This window comes from Campylobacter felis, assembly GCF_030250085.1.
Classification (GTDB): domain Bacteria; phylum Campylobacterota; class Campylobacteria; order Campylobacterales; family Campylobacteraceae; genus Campylobacter_D; species Campylobacter_D upsaliensis.
In genome coordinates this window covers 219,055-238,124 of sequence record NZ_JANURX010000001.1, presented here as the reverse complement: position 1 = coordinate 238,124, position 19,070 = coordinate 219,055, and the positions used below count along the sequence as shown (strand labels likewise).

25 protein-coding genes and 1 pseudogene are annotated in these 19,070 nt (G+C 33.4%); 3 read left to right on the top strand and 23 right to left on the bottom strand.

The genetic code is table 11. The features are described 5' to 3' along the window. Together NYG92_RS01195 and NYG92_RS01190 are read right to left on the bottom strand one after the other, a co-directional pair. Positions 1 to 1,069: pseudogene (locus NYG92_RS01195) on the bottom strand (hypothetical protein); the annotation flags it as partial. A 145-nt stretch (positions 1,070 to 1,214) separates the two neighbouring features. After that, entirely contained in the window at positions 1,215 to 1,997 is a 783-nt protein-coding gene (locus NYG92_RS01190) for a hypothetical protein (protein ID WP_289233277.1), read from the bottom strand. A 175-nt stretch (positions 1,998 to 2,172) separates the two neighbouring features. On the opposite strand from NYG92_RS01190, the gene NYG92_RS01185 reads away from it, so the two are divergent. Next, positions 2,173 to 2,436: a hypothetical protein gene (locus NYG92_RS01185; RefSeq protein WP_270977850.1), complete on the top strand. Its 264-nt coding sequence runs from the start codon at positions 2,173 to 2,175 to the stop codon at positions 2,434 to 2,436. An 8-nt stretch (positions 2,437 to 2,444) separates the two neighbouring features. Here the strand turns inward: NYG92_RS01185 and dnaG are convergent, their stop codons facing one another. Genes dnaG through NYG92_RS01145 form a run of 8 tightly spaced genes read right to left on the bottom strand, consistent with a single transcriptional unit; the run spans position 2,445 to position 7,784 of the window. Continuing rightward, positions 2,445 to 4,031 carry a DNA primase gene (gene dnaG, locus NYG92_RS01180; RefSeq protein ID WP_289233276.1) on the bottom strand — a complete coding sequence of 529 codons (1,587 nt, stop codon included), beginning with the start codon at positions 4,029 to 4,031 and terminating at the stop codon, positions 2,445 to 2,447. Next, positions 4,028 to 5,224: an ATPase domain-containing protein gene (locus tag NYG92_RS01175; protein ID WP_289233275.1), complete on the bottom strand. Its 1,197-nt coding sequence runs from the start codon at positions 5,222 to 5,224 to the stop codon at positions 4,028 to 4,030. Before NYG92_RS01175 ends, dnaG begins: the two co-directional genes overlap by 4 nt. A gap of 43 nt (positions 5,225 to 5,267) precedes the next feature. After that, a complete protein-coding gene (locus NYG92_RS01170) occupies positions 5,268 to 5,624 on the bottom strand; it encodes a hypothetical protein (RefSeq protein ID WP_289233274.1) in 357 nt (118 codons plus the stop codon). Then, entirely contained in the window at positions 5,621 to 5,827 is a 207-nt protein-coding gene (locus NYG92_RS01165; protein WP_289233273.1) for a hypothetical protein, read from the bottom strand. The genes NYG92_RS01170 and NYG92_RS01165 overlap by 4 nt, the downstream gene beginning before the upstream one ends. Further along, positions 5,788 to 5,991: a hypothetical protein gene (locus NYG92_RS01160; RefSeq protein ID WP_270977855.1), complete on the bottom strand. Its 204-nt coding sequence runs from the start codon at positions 5,989 to 5,991 to the stop codon at positions 5,788 to 5,790. The genes NYG92_RS01165 and NYG92_RS01160 overlap by 40 nt, the downstream gene beginning before the upstream one ends. A 1-nt stretch (position 5,992) precedes the next feature. After that, positions 5,993 to 7,000, bottom strand: a complete 1,008-nt coding sequence (locus NYG92_RS01155) for a phage replication initiator YdaU family protein (protein WP_289233272.1) — start codon at positions 6,998 to 7,000, stop codon at positions 5,993 to 5,995. 1 nt (position 7,001) lies between these two features. Beyond that, a complete protein-coding gene (locus NYG92_RS01150) occupies positions 7,002 to 7,139 on the bottom strand; it encodes a hypothetical protein (RefSeq protein WP_270977857.1) in 138 nt (45 codons plus the stop codon). Between the two features lie 39 nt (positions 7,140 to 7,178). Beyond that, the gene (locus NYG92_RS01145; RefSeq protein WP_289233271.1) at positions 7,179 to 7,784 is read right to left on the bottom strand and encodes a hypothetical protein; all 606 of its coding nucleotides are present in this window, start codon (positions 7,782 to 7,784) and stop codon (positions 7,179 to 7,181) included. A 162-nt stretch (positions 7,785 to 7,946) separates the two neighbouring features. On the opposite strand from NYG92_RS01145, the gene NYG92_RS01140 reads away from it, so the two are divergent. Continuing rightward, on the top strand, positions 7,947 to 8,159 hold the full coding sequence (locus NYG92_RS01140; RefSeq protein WP_289233270.1) for a hypothetical protein: 213 nt from the start codon (positions 7,947 to 7,949) through the stop codon (positions 8,157 to 8,159). A 1-nt stretch (position 8,160) separates the two neighbouring features. On the opposite strand, the gene NYG92_RS01135 is transcribed toward NYG92_RS01140, so the two are convergent. The 5 genes from NYG92_RS01135 to NYG92_RS01115 form a co-directional block, all read right to left on the bottom strand. Continuing rightward, positions 8,161 to 8,457, bottom strand: coding sequence for a hypothetical protein (locus NYG92_RS01135; protein WP_289233269.1), 297 nt, complete (start codon positions 8,455 to 8,457; stop codon positions 8,161 to 8,163). Between the two features lie 18 nt (positions 8,458 to 8,475). Continuing rightward, the gene (locus NYG92_RS01130; RefSeq protein ID WP_289233268.1) at positions 8,476 to 8,742 is read right to left on the bottom strand and encodes a hypothetical protein; all 267 of its coding nucleotides are present in this window, start codon (positions 8,740 to 8,742) and stop codon (positions 8,476 to 8,478) included. Between the two features lie 33 nt (positions 8,743 to 8,775). Further along, the gene (locus NYG92_RS01125) at positions 8,776 to 9,234 is read right to left on the bottom strand and encodes a hypothetical protein (RefSeq protein WP_289233267.1); all 459 of its coding nucleotides are present in this window, start codon (positions 9,232 to 9,234) and stop codon (positions 8,776 to 8,778) included. A 115-nt stretch (positions 9,235 to 9,349) separates the two neighbouring features. After that, complete coding sequence (locus NYG92_RS01120; RefSeq protein ID WP_289233266.1) at positions 9,350 to 10,483, bottom strand: tyrosine-type recombinase/integrase; 1,134 nt, start codon at positions 10,481 to 10,483, stop codon at positions 9,350 to 9,352. Continuing rightward, positions 10,483 to 10,824 (bottom strand): hypothetical protein, encoded by a 342-nt coding sequence (locus tag NYG92_RS01115; RefSeq protein WP_289233265.1) that lies wholly within the window; start codon positions 10,822 to 10,824, stop codon positions 10,483 to 10,485. Before NYG92_RS01115 ends, NYG92_RS01120 begins: the two co-directional genes overlap by 1 nt. Positions 10,825 to 11,457: 633 nt before the next feature. Between NYG92_RS01115 and NYG92_RS01110 the strand changes: the two genes are divergently transcribed. After that, positions 11,458 to 12,018, top strand: a complete 561-nt coding sequence (locus tag NYG92_RS01110; RefSeq protein ID WP_289233264.1) for an MvdC/MvdD family ATP grasp protein — start codon at positions 11,458 to 11,460, stop codon at positions 12,016 to 12,018. A 261-nt stretch (positions 12,019 to 12,279) separates the two neighbouring features. Here the strand turns inward: NYG92_RS01110 and solA are convergent, their stop codons facing one another. From solA to NYG92_RS01070, 8 genes are all read right to left on the bottom strand, one after another. Then, entirely contained in the window at positions 12,280 to 13,404 is a 1,125-nt protein-coding gene (gene solA, locus NYG92_RS01105) for an N-methyl-L-tryptophan oxidase (protein WP_270976248.1), read from the bottom strand. Position 13,405: 1 nt separating this feature from the next. Further along, on the bottom strand, positions 13,406 to 13,960 hold the full coding sequence (locus NYG92_RS01100; RefSeq protein ID WP_289233263.1) for a UbiX family flavin prenyltransferase: 555 nt from the start codon (positions 13,958 to 13,960) through the stop codon (positions 13,406 to 13,408). After that, the gene (gene flgA / locus NYG92_RS01095; RefSeq protein WP_270968398.1) at positions 13,957 to 14,619 is read right to left on the bottom strand and encodes a flagellar basal body P-ring formation chaperone FlgA; all 663 of its coding nucleotides are present in this window, start codon (positions 14,617 to 14,619) and stop codon (positions 13,957 to 13,959) included. Before flgA ends, NYG92_RS01100 begins: the two co-directional genes overlap by 4 nt. A gap of 8 nt (positions 14,620 to 14,627) precedes the next feature. Continuing rightward, entirely contained in the window at positions 14,628 to 15,392 is a 765-nt protein-coding gene (locus NYG92_RS01090) for a MetQ/NlpA family ABC transporter substrate-binding protein (RefSeq protein WP_289233262.1), read from the bottom strand. A 9-nt stretch (positions 15,393 to 15,401) separates the two neighbouring features. Then, the gene (locus tag NYG92_RS01085) at positions 15,402 to 16,175 is read right to left on the bottom strand and encodes a MetQ/NlpA family ABC transporter substrate-binding protein (RefSeq protein ID WP_289233261.1); all 774 of its coding nucleotides are present in this window, start codon (positions 16,173 to 16,175) and stop codon (positions 15,402 to 15,404) included. A 52-nt stretch (positions 16,176 to 16,227) separates the two neighbouring features. Then, positions 16,228 to 17,001, bottom strand: coding sequence for a MetQ/NlpA family ABC transporter substrate-binding protein (locus NYG92_RS01080; protein ID WP_289233260.1), 774 nt, complete (start codon positions 16,999 to 17,001; stop codon positions 16,228 to 16,230). Positions 17,002 to 17,160: 159 nt separating this feature from the next. Continuing rightward, the gene (locus NYG92_RS01075) at positions 17,161 to 18,078 is read right to left on the bottom strand and encodes a methionine ABC transporter permease (RefSeq protein WP_131936952.1); all 918 of its coding nucleotides are present in this window, start codon (positions 18,076 to 18,078) and stop codon (positions 17,161 to 17,163) included. Beyond that, the gene (locus tag NYG92_RS01070) at positions 18,063 to 19,070 is read right to left on the bottom strand and encodes a methionine ABC transporter ATP-binding protein (RefSeq protein ID WP_289233259.1); all 1,008 of its coding nucleotides are present in this window, start codon (positions 19,068 to 19,070) and stop codon (positions 18,063 to 18,065) included. Before NYG92_RS01070 ends, NYG92_RS01075 begins: the two co-directional genes overlap by 16 nt.

The following is a 19,070-nucleotide window of genomic DNA, read 5'->3' as shown; positions in this document are numbered from 1 at the left end:
TAACTGCCTTTGTAAAAGGCGTCTTTCCTTTTTTAGCACCAGCAATAGCCCCTATAAACGCGCCTCCTATTTCGTGCCTACTATCAAAAACGCTCTGCCAAAAATTATCAAAAAAGCCCGTATTGACAAGATATTTTTGCTCTTTGCCATTTTCATTTTTGATAAAATACAAATGCCCCTCTTTATCCAGCCCTACATCATCAAAGCCTTGAAGTTCTGCTATTTTATAAGCATCTTTAAGCATATTTTGCTTAAATGCTAAAGCCTCTTTTTCATCAGCAAAAATAGCATTTCTAAACAAATCCCCCTCATCAAATTGCCTTAAAGTATTCATCGCCTTAATAATCTCATCATTAATTATGGCTTCGCTTTTTCTTTTTTCTTTAAATTCTTTGATATTTTCATTTCTATCATTAAAAAGCGTGTTGAAAAAACCCAAATCCTCCTCTATTAATTCCATTTCCTCCTTGCTAAATTTCCCCTCTTTAGCCTCAAGTTTTAACATAGCCTTTTCACGCTCAATATTTTTTTTGTAAGAACTTTTATGCCTATTAAAAAGTGCCATTTTTTGCGCCATATTTAGCGCTTCATCGCCTTTTTTTAGCTTTTCTTTTGCCTCATTTAAAAAAGCCTTGTCAAATTTGTCTCTTTGCTCCTTTGTTTTTAAATCAAGCCCAAGTTTATTAAGCCCCTTTATAGCATATTTATCAAGCTCAATCGGCACAAAATAATCGATGAAATCCTCCGCCATATTTTTGAAAAACCGACCCTCTTCAAGCTCTTTAGAAAAGGCGTTTTTTTCCACTTCAAATTCTTTTTTTTCCGCTTCTCTTTTTGCTAGTAAATCCGCTCTTTTTTGCCTTTCAATCTCTCTTTTTTCTGCCTCACTTAACTGACCCTTATCGCCGCTTTTTATGCTTTGCCAAATAGCGTCAAAATCCTTATGCTTTTTTTCCAAATTTGCAAAATCATAACCTAGATTTTGTCTTTCATTATTGTCTTTTAAAAAATTATAAATTTCTTGCTCATTGTATCCAGCCTCTAAAGCCTTATCAAAATCAAAAGTCATAAAGTATCCTTAGTAAGTTTTTTACATTTTTACATTTTTGCATTTTTTTTTAAAAGGGTTAAGAAGTGAAAGAATGAAATTAAAGATAATTTTGCTAAATTTTTAACAAATAGAGTGCTAAATGGGTCCTAGAATACCCTTTAGCTTATATCCCCTCTAAATCAATTTTAGCCGGGATTACATTAAGCGTTATGCTATCTTTGATTTCTTCGCCTTTTTCGTTCGTGCAAATATATTCTACAACCTTGCGCCCTAATTCCTCTCCTTTAAAAAGATAAGTATCCCCCTCAATCCTACGCCCATCGATTAAGAAATATCCACTACTATTATAAAGCGTTACACCTCTTAAAATCACACCCTCATTTTCACAAATCTCAAGCTTAGGTGCGATTATTGCCACTTGCCTTAAGCTTTCATTTATAAATTTGAGATTATCCATTCCTTGCGTTATTGAATTTAGTATAGGCTTAAATTGATTAACCATATCATTTCTATTGCCTCTATTATCACTATCTTTTCCTATGGCATAAATTGCCGTTTTTATTTCCTCAAACATCTCTCCCCAATTCGGAATTTTATTTGTATTTTGTGCGTTCATTACGCTATTAAATAAACCCACTAAGGCATTGCATTTATTAATATTTGCATTATCCCATACGCTTTTTATCATAGCTTGTGCTTGCACTAGACTTTTGACTAATTCAGCATTTGCGCTCTCATACTTATTTCTAGCCTCTAAGGCACGAAGTTCAAATTCTTGCCTTGCTCTTTCCTCATTTAAGCTCATTTCTCTGTTTCTTAGCTCCACTTCCTCTAGTTTTAAGCTAAGATTTAAGGCTATTTCAGCCTTTTTTTCATTACTTAAACTTTTATCCTTTAAAGCCTCATGTGCTAAGATAAAATTGTTTATAAACCCCACAGCATTCACAACCAACCTCCTTTTTTATTTCATCCGCTCAAAGTTTTACATTTTTAAGCCTTTTAAAAAAGGGTTAAAAAAAAGAAATATATAAAATTTTATGTATAATTTTACGCAGTATTTTTAACCCTTTTAAAAAAAAGGTATTTTTGCCACACTTTTTAAAAATATTTAAGGAGATGAAATGTTATCTTTACTATCAAATCCAGCCTTAATGGGAGTCGGCACAGCTTTAAGTGGGATAGGCTCAGTCTTTTCAGCCCTTGATAATGCTTTTGGCACGGGGCGTCAAAATGTCAAAATCGCTAAGGAGGGCTTAAACCTAGCAAAAGCACAATTTGCAGAAGAAAATAAGCGTTATAATGAAAATAAAGAAAATATTCAAAGCAATTTAGATATGATAGGCTCAGTCTTTAGTGATAATGATAGCGTATGGGATAGAAGATAATCTATCTCTTAAGCTAAATCCCTAAGCCTTGAGCCTAGCTCTATGATTAAGCCTACATTTGCCTTAGCCTTAGCCTTGCTTAATTCCTTGTTTAAAAGCTCTTTTTTGTAAGCCCTAAAGCACTCTTTAAGCTCCTCATCGTTTAAAATCTTAAGTCTTTCATCGCAACTAAGTTTCATCAATTCCCTACTTAGCACACCATTTTCAAAATACGCCTTTAAAGAAGGTCCAAATTCCTTAAAATCCTCGCTTTTAAAATAATTTTGCGCTAAAATTAAAGCCTTTTCGTTAATGATGATGTTTTTCACCAAAACGCTCAAAAGCGTGAAATTTCCCTCATATTCAAGCTTTTCATTTTGCAAAAAAGCCTTTTTTTCACAGTTAAAAAACTCAGCCGCCTTGCTTATCAAACTATCTTTTAAGAAAAAATTCGCTTGATTGTTAATCAGCTCTTTTATTTGCTTAAAAAAAGTATGAATTTTCTCTTTATCCTCGTTCGCTCTTTTTAAATTTAGCCTTATATAATACTCAAAGCCGTCGTAATCTTTAAAGCACCCCTCCACACTTTCAAGCCCAAGTCTTAAAAAGTCCCCAAAGTCCTTGACCTTTTTGCTAATAACCCTCACGCTTACATTAAAAAAGCCATTTTTAAAAAATAATTCAAGCGTTCTTAAATTTGCATTTTCCCCAGCGTTATCTTTATCAAAGCTCAAAATATACTTAAGCTCACTTGACATTTTATGTAAAATGCTAAGTTGTGAAAGACTAAAGGCAGTCCCGCAGCTTGCCACTACATTTTCAAAGCCAAATTTTCTCAAAGCCAAAACATCAAAATAACCCTCGCACAAAATAACCTCTTTTTGTTTTGCAATACTACTTTTCGCATTTGAAAGATTGAAAAGCGTGAAAGATTTTTTATATAAATAGCTTTCCTTGCTATTAATATATTTAGCTGGATTACTTACGCCCTTTCTAATCCGCCCACTAAAGGCTATAATTTTATGCGTTTCATTACGAATAGGCAAGGTAATTCTCTTATCAAAATAAGAATAAAATCCTCGCTTTTTATCCTCATTAATTACACCCAAATTAATCGCCATTTCAAGCATATTTTTCGCTCTTAAATACAAAATTAGCTTTTCTATTTCATAGTATCCAAATTCAAATTTCTTTATATCCTCTTCGCTTAATCCCCTTTCTTTAAGCTCATTAATTACGCTTTCATTTTCAGCCAAATTGCTCTTTAAATGCTCGTTTATCGCTTCCATAGTCTCGTATAAAAAAGATTTGCTAAAGCCTTTTTTATTTTCCTCATAATTTACGCTAATATTGCATATCTTCGCAACTTCCTCTACAGCCTCGCTAAACTCACAATGATTAATTTTTTGTATAAATTTAATGCTATCACCCCCCTCGTTACAACCAAAGCAAAAATATAAATTTTTATTTGTATTTACCATAAAAGAGGGCGTTCTCTCACTATGAAAAGGACAGCATCCCTTATATAAACTTCCACTTTTTTGCAAAGGCATATAAGCCTCCACAACGCTTAAAATATCCGCTCTTGCTTTTATTTCCTCTAAATTCGCTATCAAAATATTTCCTCCCTTACTTTATTAAAGTCTATCACCTCGCGCGGTTTTTCCTCTAGGTTATAAAATATCCTTTTTTCGGGCTTATAACCTATGATATTTTTAAAATGCTTACCCGTTTGCTTGTTTTTCTTCAAACTTATGCTTCGCCTAAACTCGTCAAATTCATTATAAGCTTGTGCCGCGTCATTTTTATCGGGCTTTATTTTTTCAAGCCTTAGAATAATACTTGCCTCGTGTTCGCCCTTTTTACTTCCGCTTGGACTCTCTGGATCACTCTTGCTTGTTTGTATGATAAGCATTACAAAGATTTCTAAGCTATGGCAAAGTTTAGCTAGAGTAGAGAATTTTAAGCTTTCTGTTTGCTCTATGTTTGTAGTTTTATGATGCGAACCTACTTCTAGCCTCATTTGGCTATCGATTAAGAAAAATCTAACACCCTTTTTATAAAGCCTTTTGATATTAGTCGCCACTTCGCTTATTTCATACCCATCATTAACAATAAAAAAATTATCAAAAGGGATTTTTTTATTTTGCTTTCTTATACTTTCTAAATAGCTATTGACTGTAAATTCAAAGCTAAAAAACGCGACCTTATTGCGTATGGCTAAATGCTCAAGCATTTGCAAACAAAGCGTAGTTTTTCCACTTTCCGCATCGCCGCTTATTAGCATAAGTTGTGCTAATTCAAACCCCCCCTCAAAAGCATTGTCTATAAAATCTATGCTTGTGCTATGCTTCATCATCGAAGGCTTATTTTCATGGTATTTAAACCACTCATCAAGCGTTCTTAAATCCTCGATATTTGCCTCGTCCATTTCCTTGCTAAGTATGCTTAAATCCAAAAGCTCATTATTGACACTTGCATTTTGTAAAGCTTGAGCTATTTCGCCTTGCTTTTTGATTTTGTAATTATGCGCTAAAAGCACGGCTAAATCGCAAAAAAGCGGATTAGGCGCAAGACTTATAAGGTCTAAAAAAAAGCCGTCTTTTTTTTGCACCTCGCTCACGCTTTCACTAAAAACATTTAAGCTTAAGAGCCCTTTTTCTTTAAGCTTTAAAATGATTTGTATATAATCAAGTGCCGTTTTTGAAAACACCTTTAAACTTGTTTTGTCTAAAAATTCATCGATTTTTAAAGGATATTCTATAAAGCTTCTTAAAATTTCTTTTTCTAAATTTATATTAGTATCCACAAAATTAACCTTTTTCCTTACATTTTTACTTTTAAAAGTGCCACTACACAGCCCAGCTTGGCAAATTATTAAAAGCTTTTTTTGAAAAATACCTTAATAGGATTTGATTTTCCTGCCAAAAGTATTTTTTACTATCATAGTTTTTAAGCTTTGTGCTTCTTGCTTTCATCTCCACCCATTCTCTTAACGCCTCCTTAAAAGAATCTATGAAATTCTTAAAATAAATAAATTGATTTTTACTAAGCAACAAACTATAAGCATTTTCTAAAAACCCACTTGCCTCATTTGCCAAATTTGTCTCTATAATGCCCAAAAGCTCCTCAATTTTGTCAAGCTCCCACGCACTAAGCCTAGCATTTTCATAAGATTTTAAATTCATCATAAAAGAAAAGCTAGTCATCTAAGCTCCCCTAAAAAGCGATTAAAAAACACATTGCTTAAGGCTATTTTTTGCATTTTGTATCTTAACGCCTCTTGTAAAATAGCATTTTTACTCATCTTGTTTTTTTTGCTTAAGCGGCTTAATTTTCTTAGCAGACTTTTTTGCATTTTAAACTTCTTTTTTAATTCTCTTTTTGCGTTTTTTGTTTTTGCGTATCGCATTTAAGTTCCTTTAAATAATCCTTTAAAGCACTATTTACAAATTTAGCTATACTCACCTCTTCAAACTCCGCAAAAGTTTTAATCCTACTCCACTCCTCATCACTAAAGCTAAAGCTAGGACTATCAATCTTAACACGCGGATTATTTTTGAAAAGATAAGCCATTTTACGCACTCACAAGCACAAATTTTCTTTCATCTTTTATCCACTTCACACCGCACCCATTGACCCTAACACGGCTTAAATCGTAATCATCACGCCCATTAAAATTAGGTTCTTGCTCTAAAACAGCTCTTATAATCGCCTTTTCCTCCATTTCCTTGCCTAGTCTAGTTTTAGGATATTTCTTTTTTAAGCCGTCTTTTTTAAAGCCAAAAAGCCCAGCCCAGCCATTTTCAATTGCTCTATCTATTATGCTTATCACATTTTCATTTTGCTCTTTAAACTTAACGCATTTAGCTATAAGGGCGTTTTTACTAGCTACTTTTAACCTTGTTCCATTATCAGCCTTAAACTTAAACCACTCAATCAACTTGTCTTTTTCCGCTTCGCTTAAATTCTTAAAATCTAGCTCTTGTTTATCTTGCATTTTTCTGGAGAAAAAATAAATTTGCTTTCCAAAATTTTCCAATAGGTATAAATTCTTACTACGTAAGAATTCTTTCTTTATATGTGCGAACAAAAACGGCATGCGGGAATTTTTCGCATTTTTTGAAGTACCATTTTTAGGGTCTTTAGGAGGCACGGTTTCGCTCAAACCGCCCATTTTTTCAACAGCATTTTTTTCAAACTCTTTATTTTCCATACTTTCAGCCTTTTCATCTTGCTCGGCTTCATTTTGCAAATTTAGCTCATTTTCTAAACTTTCATTTAGCTCTTCTTTATCATTATCGACAAAAATCACACTATAACCACGCTTAAATTTCCCCTCCCCATCTTTGTGGATCATTTTAGAGATAATTTCCGCATCGATTAAGTCTTTTATAGCATTTTGCACGACCCTTACGCTATAACCCATTTCGTTAGCTATATGCTTTACATTTACGACCCAATTTTGTGGTAAAGAAGATATAAATATAGCCACTAATTTTGCCTTATCATTCAAGTCCTTATGCCTTATAATATCATTTGATATTATGGTAAAATTATTTTTTAATTTTTGCCTAACTATCATTTTAAAATCCTCCTATTTTGAAATTTTTACTTGCTCTATAAAAAAGCACAATTTTCAGTCTATCAATACGGCTTAAAAACTCCACATTGATATACTTATATAAACCACTTTTTAAATTTGTTATCTTATAAAAACTCATCTTTCCTCCTTTTTGAGTTTATTTAGTAAATAATTCATCTCACACCTCATTCACTTTTGAAAAGAGAACTTGCTCTTCACGCGTATTGCTTACTATATCTTTAATGCGACTTAGCTCATTTTTAAGCAAGTTATCAAAAAAGGCTATTTTTTGCATACTTAATTCACTATTTTCAGCTTGTAAAATGTTACGAACTAAGCTATATAAAAGTGCATTGACGAACAAATCATTTAAAAACAATTTCTCTTCTTTATCCCTATGAAACACACATAAATTAACCCAGACTTCAAGCCTACCTAGTGCTTTGTTTTTAGGCTCTACGGCTACGCTTTGCATATTTGAAAAGCCCATTAAATGAGTAGGCACATTATTATCCTTTAAGTGCGCTTTGTAATTTAAAAAGGGCAGATTTACGCCATTTAGCTTTGCTACAACGACCTTAAGCATAAGTTTTGGCAAATGCAAAACATTGTCATTTTCATTAAGCTTTTTTTCAAATTTACAGACATTCATCTCTAAATCGCTTATAAGCATATTTTGCTCTTGATTAATACTTGCAAGAAGCTCTTCGTCACTAAATTTAAGATAAACGCCCTCATCTTTCAAACGCCGTCTTAAACGCTCCATTAACTCTACAATTTTCATTTAAAAATACCTTTTATAAAATTAAATACAATATCCAAGCAACCAACTATTATCACAAGAAGCGCAGGCATCATAATCCCAAGCGCTAAACCACCCCAAAACTCCTCATACATTTTATTAACTCCCTTTCGTTATAATTCCACTTTTAAAAAAGGATTAAAAATGGATATTTTCACAGCTTTTACGACCATAGAAACAAATGGCGACTTTTTTAAAGGCTTTATTATAGGATTGTTAGTCGGCGCCATAGTCGCGCATTTTGTATTTAAAAGCATTACCAACATACTTAACCAACACATCAAAGATTTAAAAGCCGAGTTAATCAAACAACAAAATTTAGATAGGGTAGGCTCTATTTTTAAGGACGATAAATAGCTCACTTTCTCCCCCCTTTTAACTTCTCCACAAAAGCAAAAAGATTTAAATACGCTTTCATTAAATTGCTTTTATCTCTAGCGATTCGCCCACTCTTATTACGATGTTTAATTCTTAAAGCCACAACAAAGGCATCTAAAAGGCTTTCAAGCTCTTTAAAGCTTAGACCCTTATATTTTTTATTTTTCGCTTTTAAGACCTCATTTACGCCTTTAAAATAAGGCTTTTCTTTTGCCTCATAAAATGCCCCCCTCACGCTTTCATTTTCAAAAATATTTGTTAAATAAAATCTAGTCATACCCTATTCCTTTTAACCTCAAACCGCCCTTGCCTTTAAGAAAATTCCCGTTATTTCTTTATGGGTAATTTCCACTTTAAAACTCTCTTCCATAAGACACTCACACCCTACACAAAGTGGCTTAAACTCTATCACGCCGTTATAATTTGCCTCTTTAATCTGCATTTTTAAAGCCTCGTTTTTATCCATATTAAAGTTAAAAATAAGGCTTTTAAGAACATTTTTGCCACACTTATCACAAAGCATTTTTTGCTTATTATCGTTAAAAACAAAGTTTAAAAACATTTCTCTAGCTACTCTTTCATTTTTCCTTACCTTTTATGATTTATTTATTTTTTTAAAAGCTCTTTTATAGCTTTCAATTCCGTCGCTAGTGAAACCTTTGGACTTTGTATGAAAAACTACGCTTTTTTTATGTTTTACCATTGCTCTTATAGGCTTTCTTTTCTTAAACCTAGTATCGCCTTTTGGTATAGTTATAGCTTCCTCCAAAGTCCAGCCCCTAGTTAATCGGGTTCTTACAAATTCCACCTTTAAATTAATGTTATTTTCTTTCAAATAACGCCTTAATGGCACGCCATTTATAAGGTATTTGGGCGTATAAAGCGGATGCCCACTATGCTTATATAAATCATTTTCGTATTTTTTAAAATCACTTTCTTTAATATATAGCTTAATTCCAAGCCTTAAGCATTTTGCCAATAAGCCCTCTAGCCTACCTCTTTCATCTTTATATACGTATTCTTGTTTTATGTTGTCAAATCGTTTTATATTCATCTTAAATCCTTTTTTTTAAAATTCCCAAAGTCTTAAACCCACCCACAAAGCTACAAAAGGAAAATTTTTTCATAAAGGAAACCAAGTTTTAAGACCCCACTTGACTCCCTTAGGCTTAAAAATCCTCCTCATTGATAAATTTTGCTCTTTCTTTTACGCTTTTATTAATTAGTCTTGCATATTTTGCATAAGTCATAGCCGAATTTGCATGCCCTAGCATTCTACGGCTTACCCACTCTATATCCTCGCCACGACTTAGCATTAAAGAAGCAAAAGTATGCCTTGTCTCATACAGCCGCATAGGCTTAGCATTAAGCTTAGATAAAAGCTCTTTAAAAAGCCTATGAAAGCAAGTCGTATTTTCAAAGATGAAATCATCATCCTTTTTACCTTTCACAAGCTCAAGCATCACATTTTCCACGACCTTTAACATATCTATGCTGCGGTAAGAAAATCTATTTTTAGGCGCATTTGTTTCTTTATTAGAAATCCTTGTCCTTTTAATGTGAATTTCTTTTTTGTCAAAGTCTATGTCACTCTTTTTAAGCCCCAAAATCTCCCCCGTTCTAGCTCCTGTAAAAAAGGCTATGCTTAGATACTCCCTTAAAGGATGTGGGGCGTTTTTGATAAAGAGCGAAATTTCAGCATAACTAAGTGCTTCTTTTAAGCCTCTTTCTAATTCTACTTCATCGATTTTAAGGCGAGGCATTTTGATATTTATTGCTTCTCTTAAGCCCTCCTCAACGCAAAAATTAATAAAGCGTTTTAAAAAGTTAAATCTAAGCTTTATGCTAGAATTTCGCATATTTTTTCCCTCACAAAAAGAGATAAATTTCACAACATGCTTTTTCTCGAAGTCTTTTACACTTCTTAACTTTTCAGCCTCAAAAAAGTCAATTACCGCTTTTTTAAAGCTCTGATAAGATTTTTCAGTCCCCTTTTTATGCGTGATGAAAGAATTAAAAAAGCACTCAAACTCCCCACATAAATCCGCGCTAAAAAGCTTTTTTTTCTTTTCCTCTGCTTTTATAAGCTTTTCGCAATAAAGGGCGTTTTCATACTCTATGAAGTCCTTAGCTATTTTTTTGATATTTGCTCTATCTTGCAAGATTAAGGGCGTATTTTTCTTAAAAAAGTCCCTTGCCTCCTTGCTATCCTTGACCCCACTTGCCTTTCTTTCTCTAACGCCATTTTGTCTAATATCTAAATAAAGCATTTTGCCTCTTGCATAGGTATTAATCGCTCTCATTAGTCCTCCTCTATAAAAAGCCCATCTAGTGCTTTGTGAAAGTTTAAAATTGCTTCTTTTTTAGCCGCATAAGTGAAAAATACAAGCTTATCAGTACTTAAAACGGCGATTAATTTACGCTCTTTTTTCACACCCGCATAAAACTCAATCGCCTCTTCTTTTATCTCAAAGCCCTCATAAAAGCCACCCACAAATAAGGCCTCTTTAATTTTTTGATAAAGCTCATTTCTCTCATCATAAATAGCGTCTGCTAAGTTTAAAACCCACACCGCACCAATGCTTACATAACTAATTTTTTTATTAGCCACCCACTCAAACCGCTCTAAAATAAAGCCACTCATTTTGTTTCCTTTATGATAAATTTGCCTTTTATCCTTACATTAAAAGGCTTTCTAAATACTACTAAATAGCACTTAAAAAGACTTTCTAAACGCTTTTAAAGCTTATTTTTAAGCCCTTACACAACTTAATTAGCTCACATAGGCAAGTTTTAGCGTGAGCCCACATAAACGGCGATTTTTAAGCATCGCTGCACAACCCTAACTTAGAACACCGCTTAACTGACCCACACTACTTAGCCTTATCAAGCCTCGCCCGCATAGGCGAAGCAACTTAGCCCAACCCTTTTAAAAGAACTTTCCATAAGGCTCAAGCTACGCTTTTGCCACCTACGCTAAATTCGCCTTTCTAAACGCTTTTAAAGTCCTTGTACTTAAAGACTGCATAAAAGCCCAGTCCTAAAGCACCTTATAGCCTTTTTTTGAAAAGGACACAATTTAACAACCAAACCAAAACTTATTTTTTTTCTTAGCTTTTAGCCACATTTAAAGACACACAGCGGGGGATTTACACCCCCCAGCCATAATCTCAAAAAATCCTAAAAGCCCACAGCAAACAAAGCTTTTAAATAATCTTAAAAAATGGGGATTAAATAATCACTGATATTCTTAAAGGCGATTAATAAATATCGCCAAATGGCTTTGGCGCAAGAAATAGGTTTTAAAATGCCCAAAACTATTGTAAATAACAATAAAAAAGATTTATTAAATTTTGCTAAATTACGTGAAGACATAATCTTAAAGCTAGCGCACCAAGATGCTTTCAAAAAAAATAATAAAGTATATGGTTTTTATACTTATAGATTAAAAACTGATGATGTTTTTGCCTTTAAAGACAATAAAGAAAATCCTATCATTTTACAAGAGTATATTGATAAAAAATATGAAGTTAGATATACGATTGTTGGTAACGAACATTTTGCTTGTAAAATTGATTCACAAAAATCGCAAATAGCTAATGAAGACTGGCGGAGATACGATCTAGCTAAAACGCCTCACAGCATAACAAACCCTCCATTACATATAAAATCAAAAGTAAAAAAAATGATGAAAAATTTAAATATAGAATTTGGAGCTTTGGATTTTATAATAAATTTAAAAAATGAATGGATTTTTTTAGAAATTAATTGTAGCGGGCAATGGCTATGGATAGAGGATTTAAGCGGACTTGATATAAGCGGAGCAATAGCTAGGTGATGCAATAACACAAAGCATTAAACGCAAGTCTTCTAAATAGTGGTCTCACATAAAATTTACCTTTTAGGCGAGTCTAGCTTTTTGTGCTGTATCAATCACTTAGCATAAGTCTTCTAGCAAGTCTTACCATACCCAATGCCCACAGATAGGCGGATAAGATTTTACCTATCCACATAGATCCCACGCAAAAGCAGAGTGGCAGAATAAGCTCTCCACTCCCCTTAAGCTTTCAACTAGAGCTATGATTTTGTGGATTTAAAATTATCTCTTGAAACGACTTAAGCTAAAATGTTTTTGAATGTCCTCATTTAACTTGCTAGAATTTAAAGCCTCAAAGCCGAATTTGCCAAGTGCGGGAGCAAATTTAAAACCGTGGCTTAAACCGCCGATAAAAAAGACATTTTCACTTAAAAAATCGATAATAAAGTCATTATCCGCACTCAAAGGATAGCTACAAACACTGCCTTTTTTAAAGGGTCCTATTTTGGGAAAGAAATTTTTAATATATACATCTATTTCCCTAAAATCTTCCTTATAAGCACCAAAATCTTTACGCTCTTTCCTATTATTAATAAATTGTCCGCTTTGATCACGCCCAATTTTAAGTCCATCTTTAAAATCATAAAATCCATAAAAATGGTCATCTTCAAATTCTATAATAAATGATGAAAGTTTTGAAATGGGATAATTTCCCAAGCTTTCATACCAATGCACCACCTTTCTTTTTGCCTTAACGCACACAGGAGCTAACTCAAAATCAAAGCAGTCTAAAACCTCATTGACAAAACTTCCAGCACAAATTAGAATTTGCTTTGCTTTAATTTTTTCTTTATTTTCAAAATGCAGTGTGAAAATATCTTCTTTTTTATCCACATTTTTAAGAGTGTCGATTAAAATATCTGCACCTAAATTTTGAGCTTCTAAAATCGCACGACTTACGCTTAAATCGCTATAAACAAAGCCAGTATCAGGCTCTAAAATGCCAAAGCAATCCTTTGCAATTTTAATGCCGTAATTTTCATAAATTTCTTTAGCGTTAAGTTGCTTTGTATTAAGCTTAAATTCCTTTATGCTTGTGAGAATATTTTGCATAAAATCATTGTCGTAACTGCCTACATTTAAAAGCCCACCACGCTCAAAAAGTTTAATTTTATGTGCTTTTTCAAATTCTCCCCAAAGTGTGTAAGCCTCTTGCAAGAGAGGGATATATTTACTCCCTTCCCCATAAGCAATGCGAAAAATTCGCGTATCGCCGTGATAAGAGCCTAGTGTATGAGGTGTTTGAAATTTATCAATTAGACAAACTTTTTTACCCTCTTTTGCAGCATAATATCCCGCAAAAGCTCCCACCGTCCCACTTCCAATAATAGCTATATCATAAAGCATTTCAACTCCATCTTTTATATAAATTGTGCCGAATTTCTAACAAATCAAGCCATTTTCCAACGATAAAATTTTCAAAATCTTCTAAATTTTTTACCCCACCATAACTTGCATAAATGGGCGGAGCTATGATAACTCCCATTAGAGAAAGTTTTGCCATATGTTCTAAATTTAGCGTAGAAAAAGGCAGCTCTCTCACGGCTAAAATGAGTTTTTTTCGCTCTTTTAGAGCTACCGCGCAAGCTCTTGTTAATAAAGTATCACAAAAACCAGCGTGAATTTTAGCTAATGTCGAGATAGAGCAGGGGGCGATGATGGTTTTATCGATACCAAAAGAGCCACTTGAAACCCCAGCGCTTAAATCCTCATCATCTAAAAAAGTGCATTTGTGAAATTTCTTACAAATTTGCTCTAAATTTTGCTTGTTTTCCGCCACAAAACTCTTTTTAGCCCCCTTAGTAATAATGCAAAAAAGCTCACTTTCTTGTTCTAAAATTTCAAGAATTTTAAGTCCTAAATGCACACTACTTGAACCTGTAATCCCTAACAAAACTTTCATTGTAACAAAACCCTATTTTTTCCCACAACAACGCCTTGCATCACTCTGCCGTCCTTGCTTTTAACTCGAATTCTCTCACCCAAATTTGCACTTTGTAAAGAAACAAGCTCGATTAAAACATCTATACCTTTATCTTTTAAAACGCCTATAACTTGGTCATTTCTTTTAATAATAGCTGTGGTTTTAAACATATTTTGTCTTAAAATGGTATTTTTGCTAATATTATTTTTTGCAAGAAGATTGTTTAAGTCCTCTTTGCTTAGGGCATTGCTTGGGACTTTATCAAAGTCCATCATCACAATTTTATAATCAAATGCACCGATTCTATCTCCTCTTTTTATCGCCCTTGTGCTACGCAAAACTTCTAAATTAGCACGGATAAAATAACGAAAAAAAACATTTTTAGAGATATTTTGTGGAGTTTTAAATTCTGCCCTTACAAAACCTTGCGCTCTATTAAACTTCCCATTAGCAATACGCAAAAACTCAAATTTTTCAAAATCTTTTGGTAAAGAAGTGATTTTTAAATCAATTTGTTCGATAACGATTTGAGGAAAATTATTTTGATATTCTTTAGTTAAGGCAGCTTTGACTAGATCTAAATTTCCAGCTTCTAAAATTTGCCATAAAAACAAAAATACAAAGCAAATTTTCCTCATATTTTCCCTTAAAATAGGCTTATTACAGCACCATTATACTTTTCTTCAATGAATTTTTTAATCGCTTCGCTTTTTAGCACTTCTTTGATAACTTGTGCTTTCTCGCCATCTTTATCCTTTTCTTGCACGGCTAAAACGATAGCATATAAGCTTCCTTCATCTTCGATAAAAAGCCCTTCTTTTGGATTTAATTTTGCTCCAAGTGCATAATTTGTAGGGATAAGTGCTACATCTACATCATCTAAAGCACGAGGTAATTGTGCGGCTTTAAGCTCTACAAATTGAAGCTTTTTAGGATTATCCACTATGTCAAGCGGAGTTTTTAAAGCCTTGTCATTGAGCTTGATAAGCCCAGCTCTTTCAAGTAAATCTAAAGCTCTGCTTTCATTTGTAGGGTCATTTGGGATAGCGATTTTAGCGTTTTGTGGAATTAAGTCTTTGTCCTTAATTTTTTTAGAATACCCAGCCATAGGCACCAAAATGATATTATCTACCGCGACTAACTTGCTTTTTTGATTAGCATTAAACTCATCTAAAAAAGGCTTATGTTGATATAAATTTGCATCTAAATCCCCCTGTGCTAAAGCTAAATTTGGCAACACATAATCAGCAAATTCCTTCACTTCTAAATTCCAACCTTTTTCTTTAAATAAAGCTTTGCTAAATTCCAAGATTTCAGCATGTGGAGTAGGTGTAGCACCTATAATTATGGTTTTATCATTTGCAAAAGCAAAATGAAACAATAAGCTAATAATTAAAATAATTTTTTTCATTTTTCCTCCTTAAAAACCCGGAATTAAAATATCTTTATAGTTTTCCTCGATAAAATTTCGAAGTTTTTCACTCCTTAAAACCTTATCGATAACTTTAGTTTTTGCACTTTGTGAGTCCTCTGCTCTTACGACTACAAAATTAACATAAGGGCTATCTTTATCCTCAATGAAAATGGAATCTTTTACAGGGTTCAAGTTCGCCCCTAAAGCATAGTTTGAATTAATCACAGCTACATCCACATCACTTAAAGCACGAGGTAATTGTGCGGCTTTAAGCTCTACAAATTGAAGCTTTTTAGGATTATCCACTATGTCAAGCGGAGTTTTTAAAGCCTTGTCATTGAGCTTGATTAGCCCAGCTTTTTGCAAAAGCTCCAAAGCTCTGCTTTCATTTGTAGGGTCATTTGGGATAGCGATCCTAGCACCATCTTTTAACTCACTAAGATTTTTTAGCTTTTGACTAAAAACAGCCATAGGGGCGATAATTACAGGTGTAGTTGCGATTAAATCGCTTTTGGTGTTTTTATTATACTCATCTAAAAAAGGCTTGTGCTGATATAAATTGGCGTCTAGCTCTTTAGCACTTAAAGCTCTATTTGGTAGGATATAATCAGAAAATTCAACAATTTTAAGTTCATAACCCTCATTTTTAAAATCCTCTCTCATATGCTCAATTAAATTTTCAAAAGGATTTGGTGTAAGTCCTATGGTGATAATTTTTTCATTAGCAGACGAAAAAGAAGAAAATAAAAAAAAAGTTAAAATTATCTTTAAGAAATTCATGGAAGTCTCCTCATTATTATGGAAAAATCCCCGATTTAGTCGGGGGAAAGGATTAGAAAGCTGGTACAACAGCGCCGTCGTATTTTTCTGCGATAAATTTCTTTATCTTTTCACTTTGAAGAACTTTTGCAAGGGCTTTAATCTTAGAATCTTGTTCCTTACCTTCCTTAACAACCAAAACATTGGCATAAGGACTATCTTTATCCTCGATAAAAATAGAATCTTTTACAGGACTTAAATTTGCCAAAAGAGCATAATTTGAATTAATCACCGCAACATCAACATCGCTCAAAGCACGAGGTAATTGTGCGGCTTTAAGCTCTACAAATTGAAGCTTTTTAGGATTATCCACGATGTCAAGTGGGGTTTTTAAAGGCTTATCGTTAAAGCTTATAAGTCCTGCTTTTGCAATAATATCTAAAGCTCTACTTTCGTTAGTTGGGTCATTTGGAACGGCAATTTTAGCACCATCTTTTAATTCATCAAAGCTCTTATATTTTTTAGAATACACAGCCATAGGCTCAATGTGAATGTTGGCAACTTTGACAAGTTTCGTACCCCTGCTTTTATTGAATTCCTCTAAATAAGGCGTATGCTGAAAGAAATTCGCATCAACTTCGCCATTATCGGTGGCAAGATTTGGTAAAACATAATCGGTAAATTCTTTTACCACAAGAGTGTAACCCTCTTTCTTTAAATCTTCTTTAACCTGATTTAAAATCTCAGCGTGTGGAACAGGAGTCGCTGCGACAACAATTTTTTCTGCGGCATTTAAATTAAGAGTAAAGCCTAAAAGGCTTACTAAAAGTAGTGTTTTGATTTTCATTTTTTTCCTTTCTTTAAGTCATTGTGCTTGCTTATCTTACGCCCTGACTACCAGAAAGAGTTTTTAAGATAGTCAGGCTAAAACATCTGAGACATCATAGCTTATCCTTTCAAAAAATTAATTAGGTTTGATTCTAACTTAAAAATTATTAATATAATATTAATTATTTAAATTTCTCTGCTTTTTTATTTTAAAAACTAAAATTAAGCTTAAAATAATTCCCAATGAGACTTCGAGTACTACATTCTCTTGATGATAGAAATCAAATATTATCTTAGCCAAATCAATCAAAATAAGCCCCACGATAATGTAAATTTCTTTGCAATCCTTAGTCCAAGCATAAAAGAAATTACCTAAAATTTGCACCATTTGCACTAAAATTAGCAAAATAACAACAGTTTGTATCATCATCACGCTATCAAAACGCTCATAACCATAGCGAATCGCTACATCGCCAAGTCCTCCACCGCCAATTGTCCCAGCAAGAGCCGAAAAACCTATGGTAAAAATTAAAGTTAGGGTTAAACCACCAATGATATTTGGCAGGGCTTCTACGAAAATGACCTTAAAAATGATTTGTATATCACTAGAACCATAGGATTTTGCTGCCTCTATAACACCCTTATCGACCTCTTTAAAAGCACTTTCAATCATTTTAGCCAAGTAAGGTGCTATACCTATGGAAAGAGGGGTGATAACAGCATCTGTTCCTATGCTTGTGCCAACAACGATTTTAGAAAGCGGCAAAAGCACGATGATAAGAATAAGAAAGGGGAAAGCCCTTAAAATATTTGTAATAAAATCCAAAATAGCGTAAGCAAAGGAATTCTCTCTAATGCCATCACGACCCCAAATCGCAAGTAAAATCCCTGGAATAATAGCCAACAAAAAGCCCACAAAAACGCTCATTAAACTCATATAGATGGTTTCATTTAAGGCTTGTTTCAAAATCAAATCATAATTTTGAGAAAAATTTGTAACAGAAGCCACAAGCGTTTCCTTCATACCCTGCCAAGAACTTTCAGTAAAAAACCCAGTCAATCTAGTCAAAAATTCACCCATTAAACCACCTCCCATAAAACACCATTTTTTTCTATATAAGCTAAAACTTCTTCCCTATCTTTTTCATCAATATTAATGACCAAATTTCCTAAAGCCACGCCGTTGAGTTTTTCAATTTTACCCCACACGATGTTAAAATCGATATTTAATGTCCTTGCCATATGCGTTATAACGCTATTTTGAGCGACTTCCTTAGGAAAATAAAGCTTGATATTTAGTCCATTTTCTGGTAAAAAATCGCTTTCTCCCAAAAATTCTCTCATCTTAGCATTAGGCTTTAAAAATAACTCATCAATTTTTCCGCTACCAATAATTTGTCCGTGTTCGAGCAAAATAGCTTTTTGCGCTATATCCTTGACAACTTCCATTTCGTGTGTTACTAAAACAACGCTAATGCCAAATTCTTTATTGATTTTAAGAATAAGCTCTAAAATATTTTTAGTCGTGTTAGGGTCAAGTGCCGAGGTCGCTTCATCGCTTAATAAAATTTTAGGATTAAGCGCTAAGGCTCTTGCAATAGCAACTCTTTGCTTTTGTCCTCCACTTAATTCTTTAGGATAAGAATTTTTTTTATGACTTAAACCCACAATGTTCAAAAGCTCATTAACTCTCTTTTTAATATCATTTTCACTCATGTAATCTTTTCTAAACAAACTCGCCATCATTTTACACTGGGTATAGTGCGTTCTTAATGGCATAGCAATATTTTCAAAAACATTTTTGCGGTTCATTAGGGCGAAATTTTGAAAAATCATTCCCACATCTTTTCTCAAATTTTTAAGCTTTTCAGGCTCATTTTCAAGGAGGTCTTTAATCTCTAAATCAAAAACCTTAAGACTACCTTTTTGGTAGGTCTCAAGCCCATTAATGCACCTTAAGAGTGTAGATTTACCAGCTCCACTATGTCCCACTATGGCACAAATTTCACCTTTTTTAATCTCCAAAGAAACATCGTTGATAACCAGCTCTTTACCATAATATTTTTGCAAATTTTGTATTTTTATCAA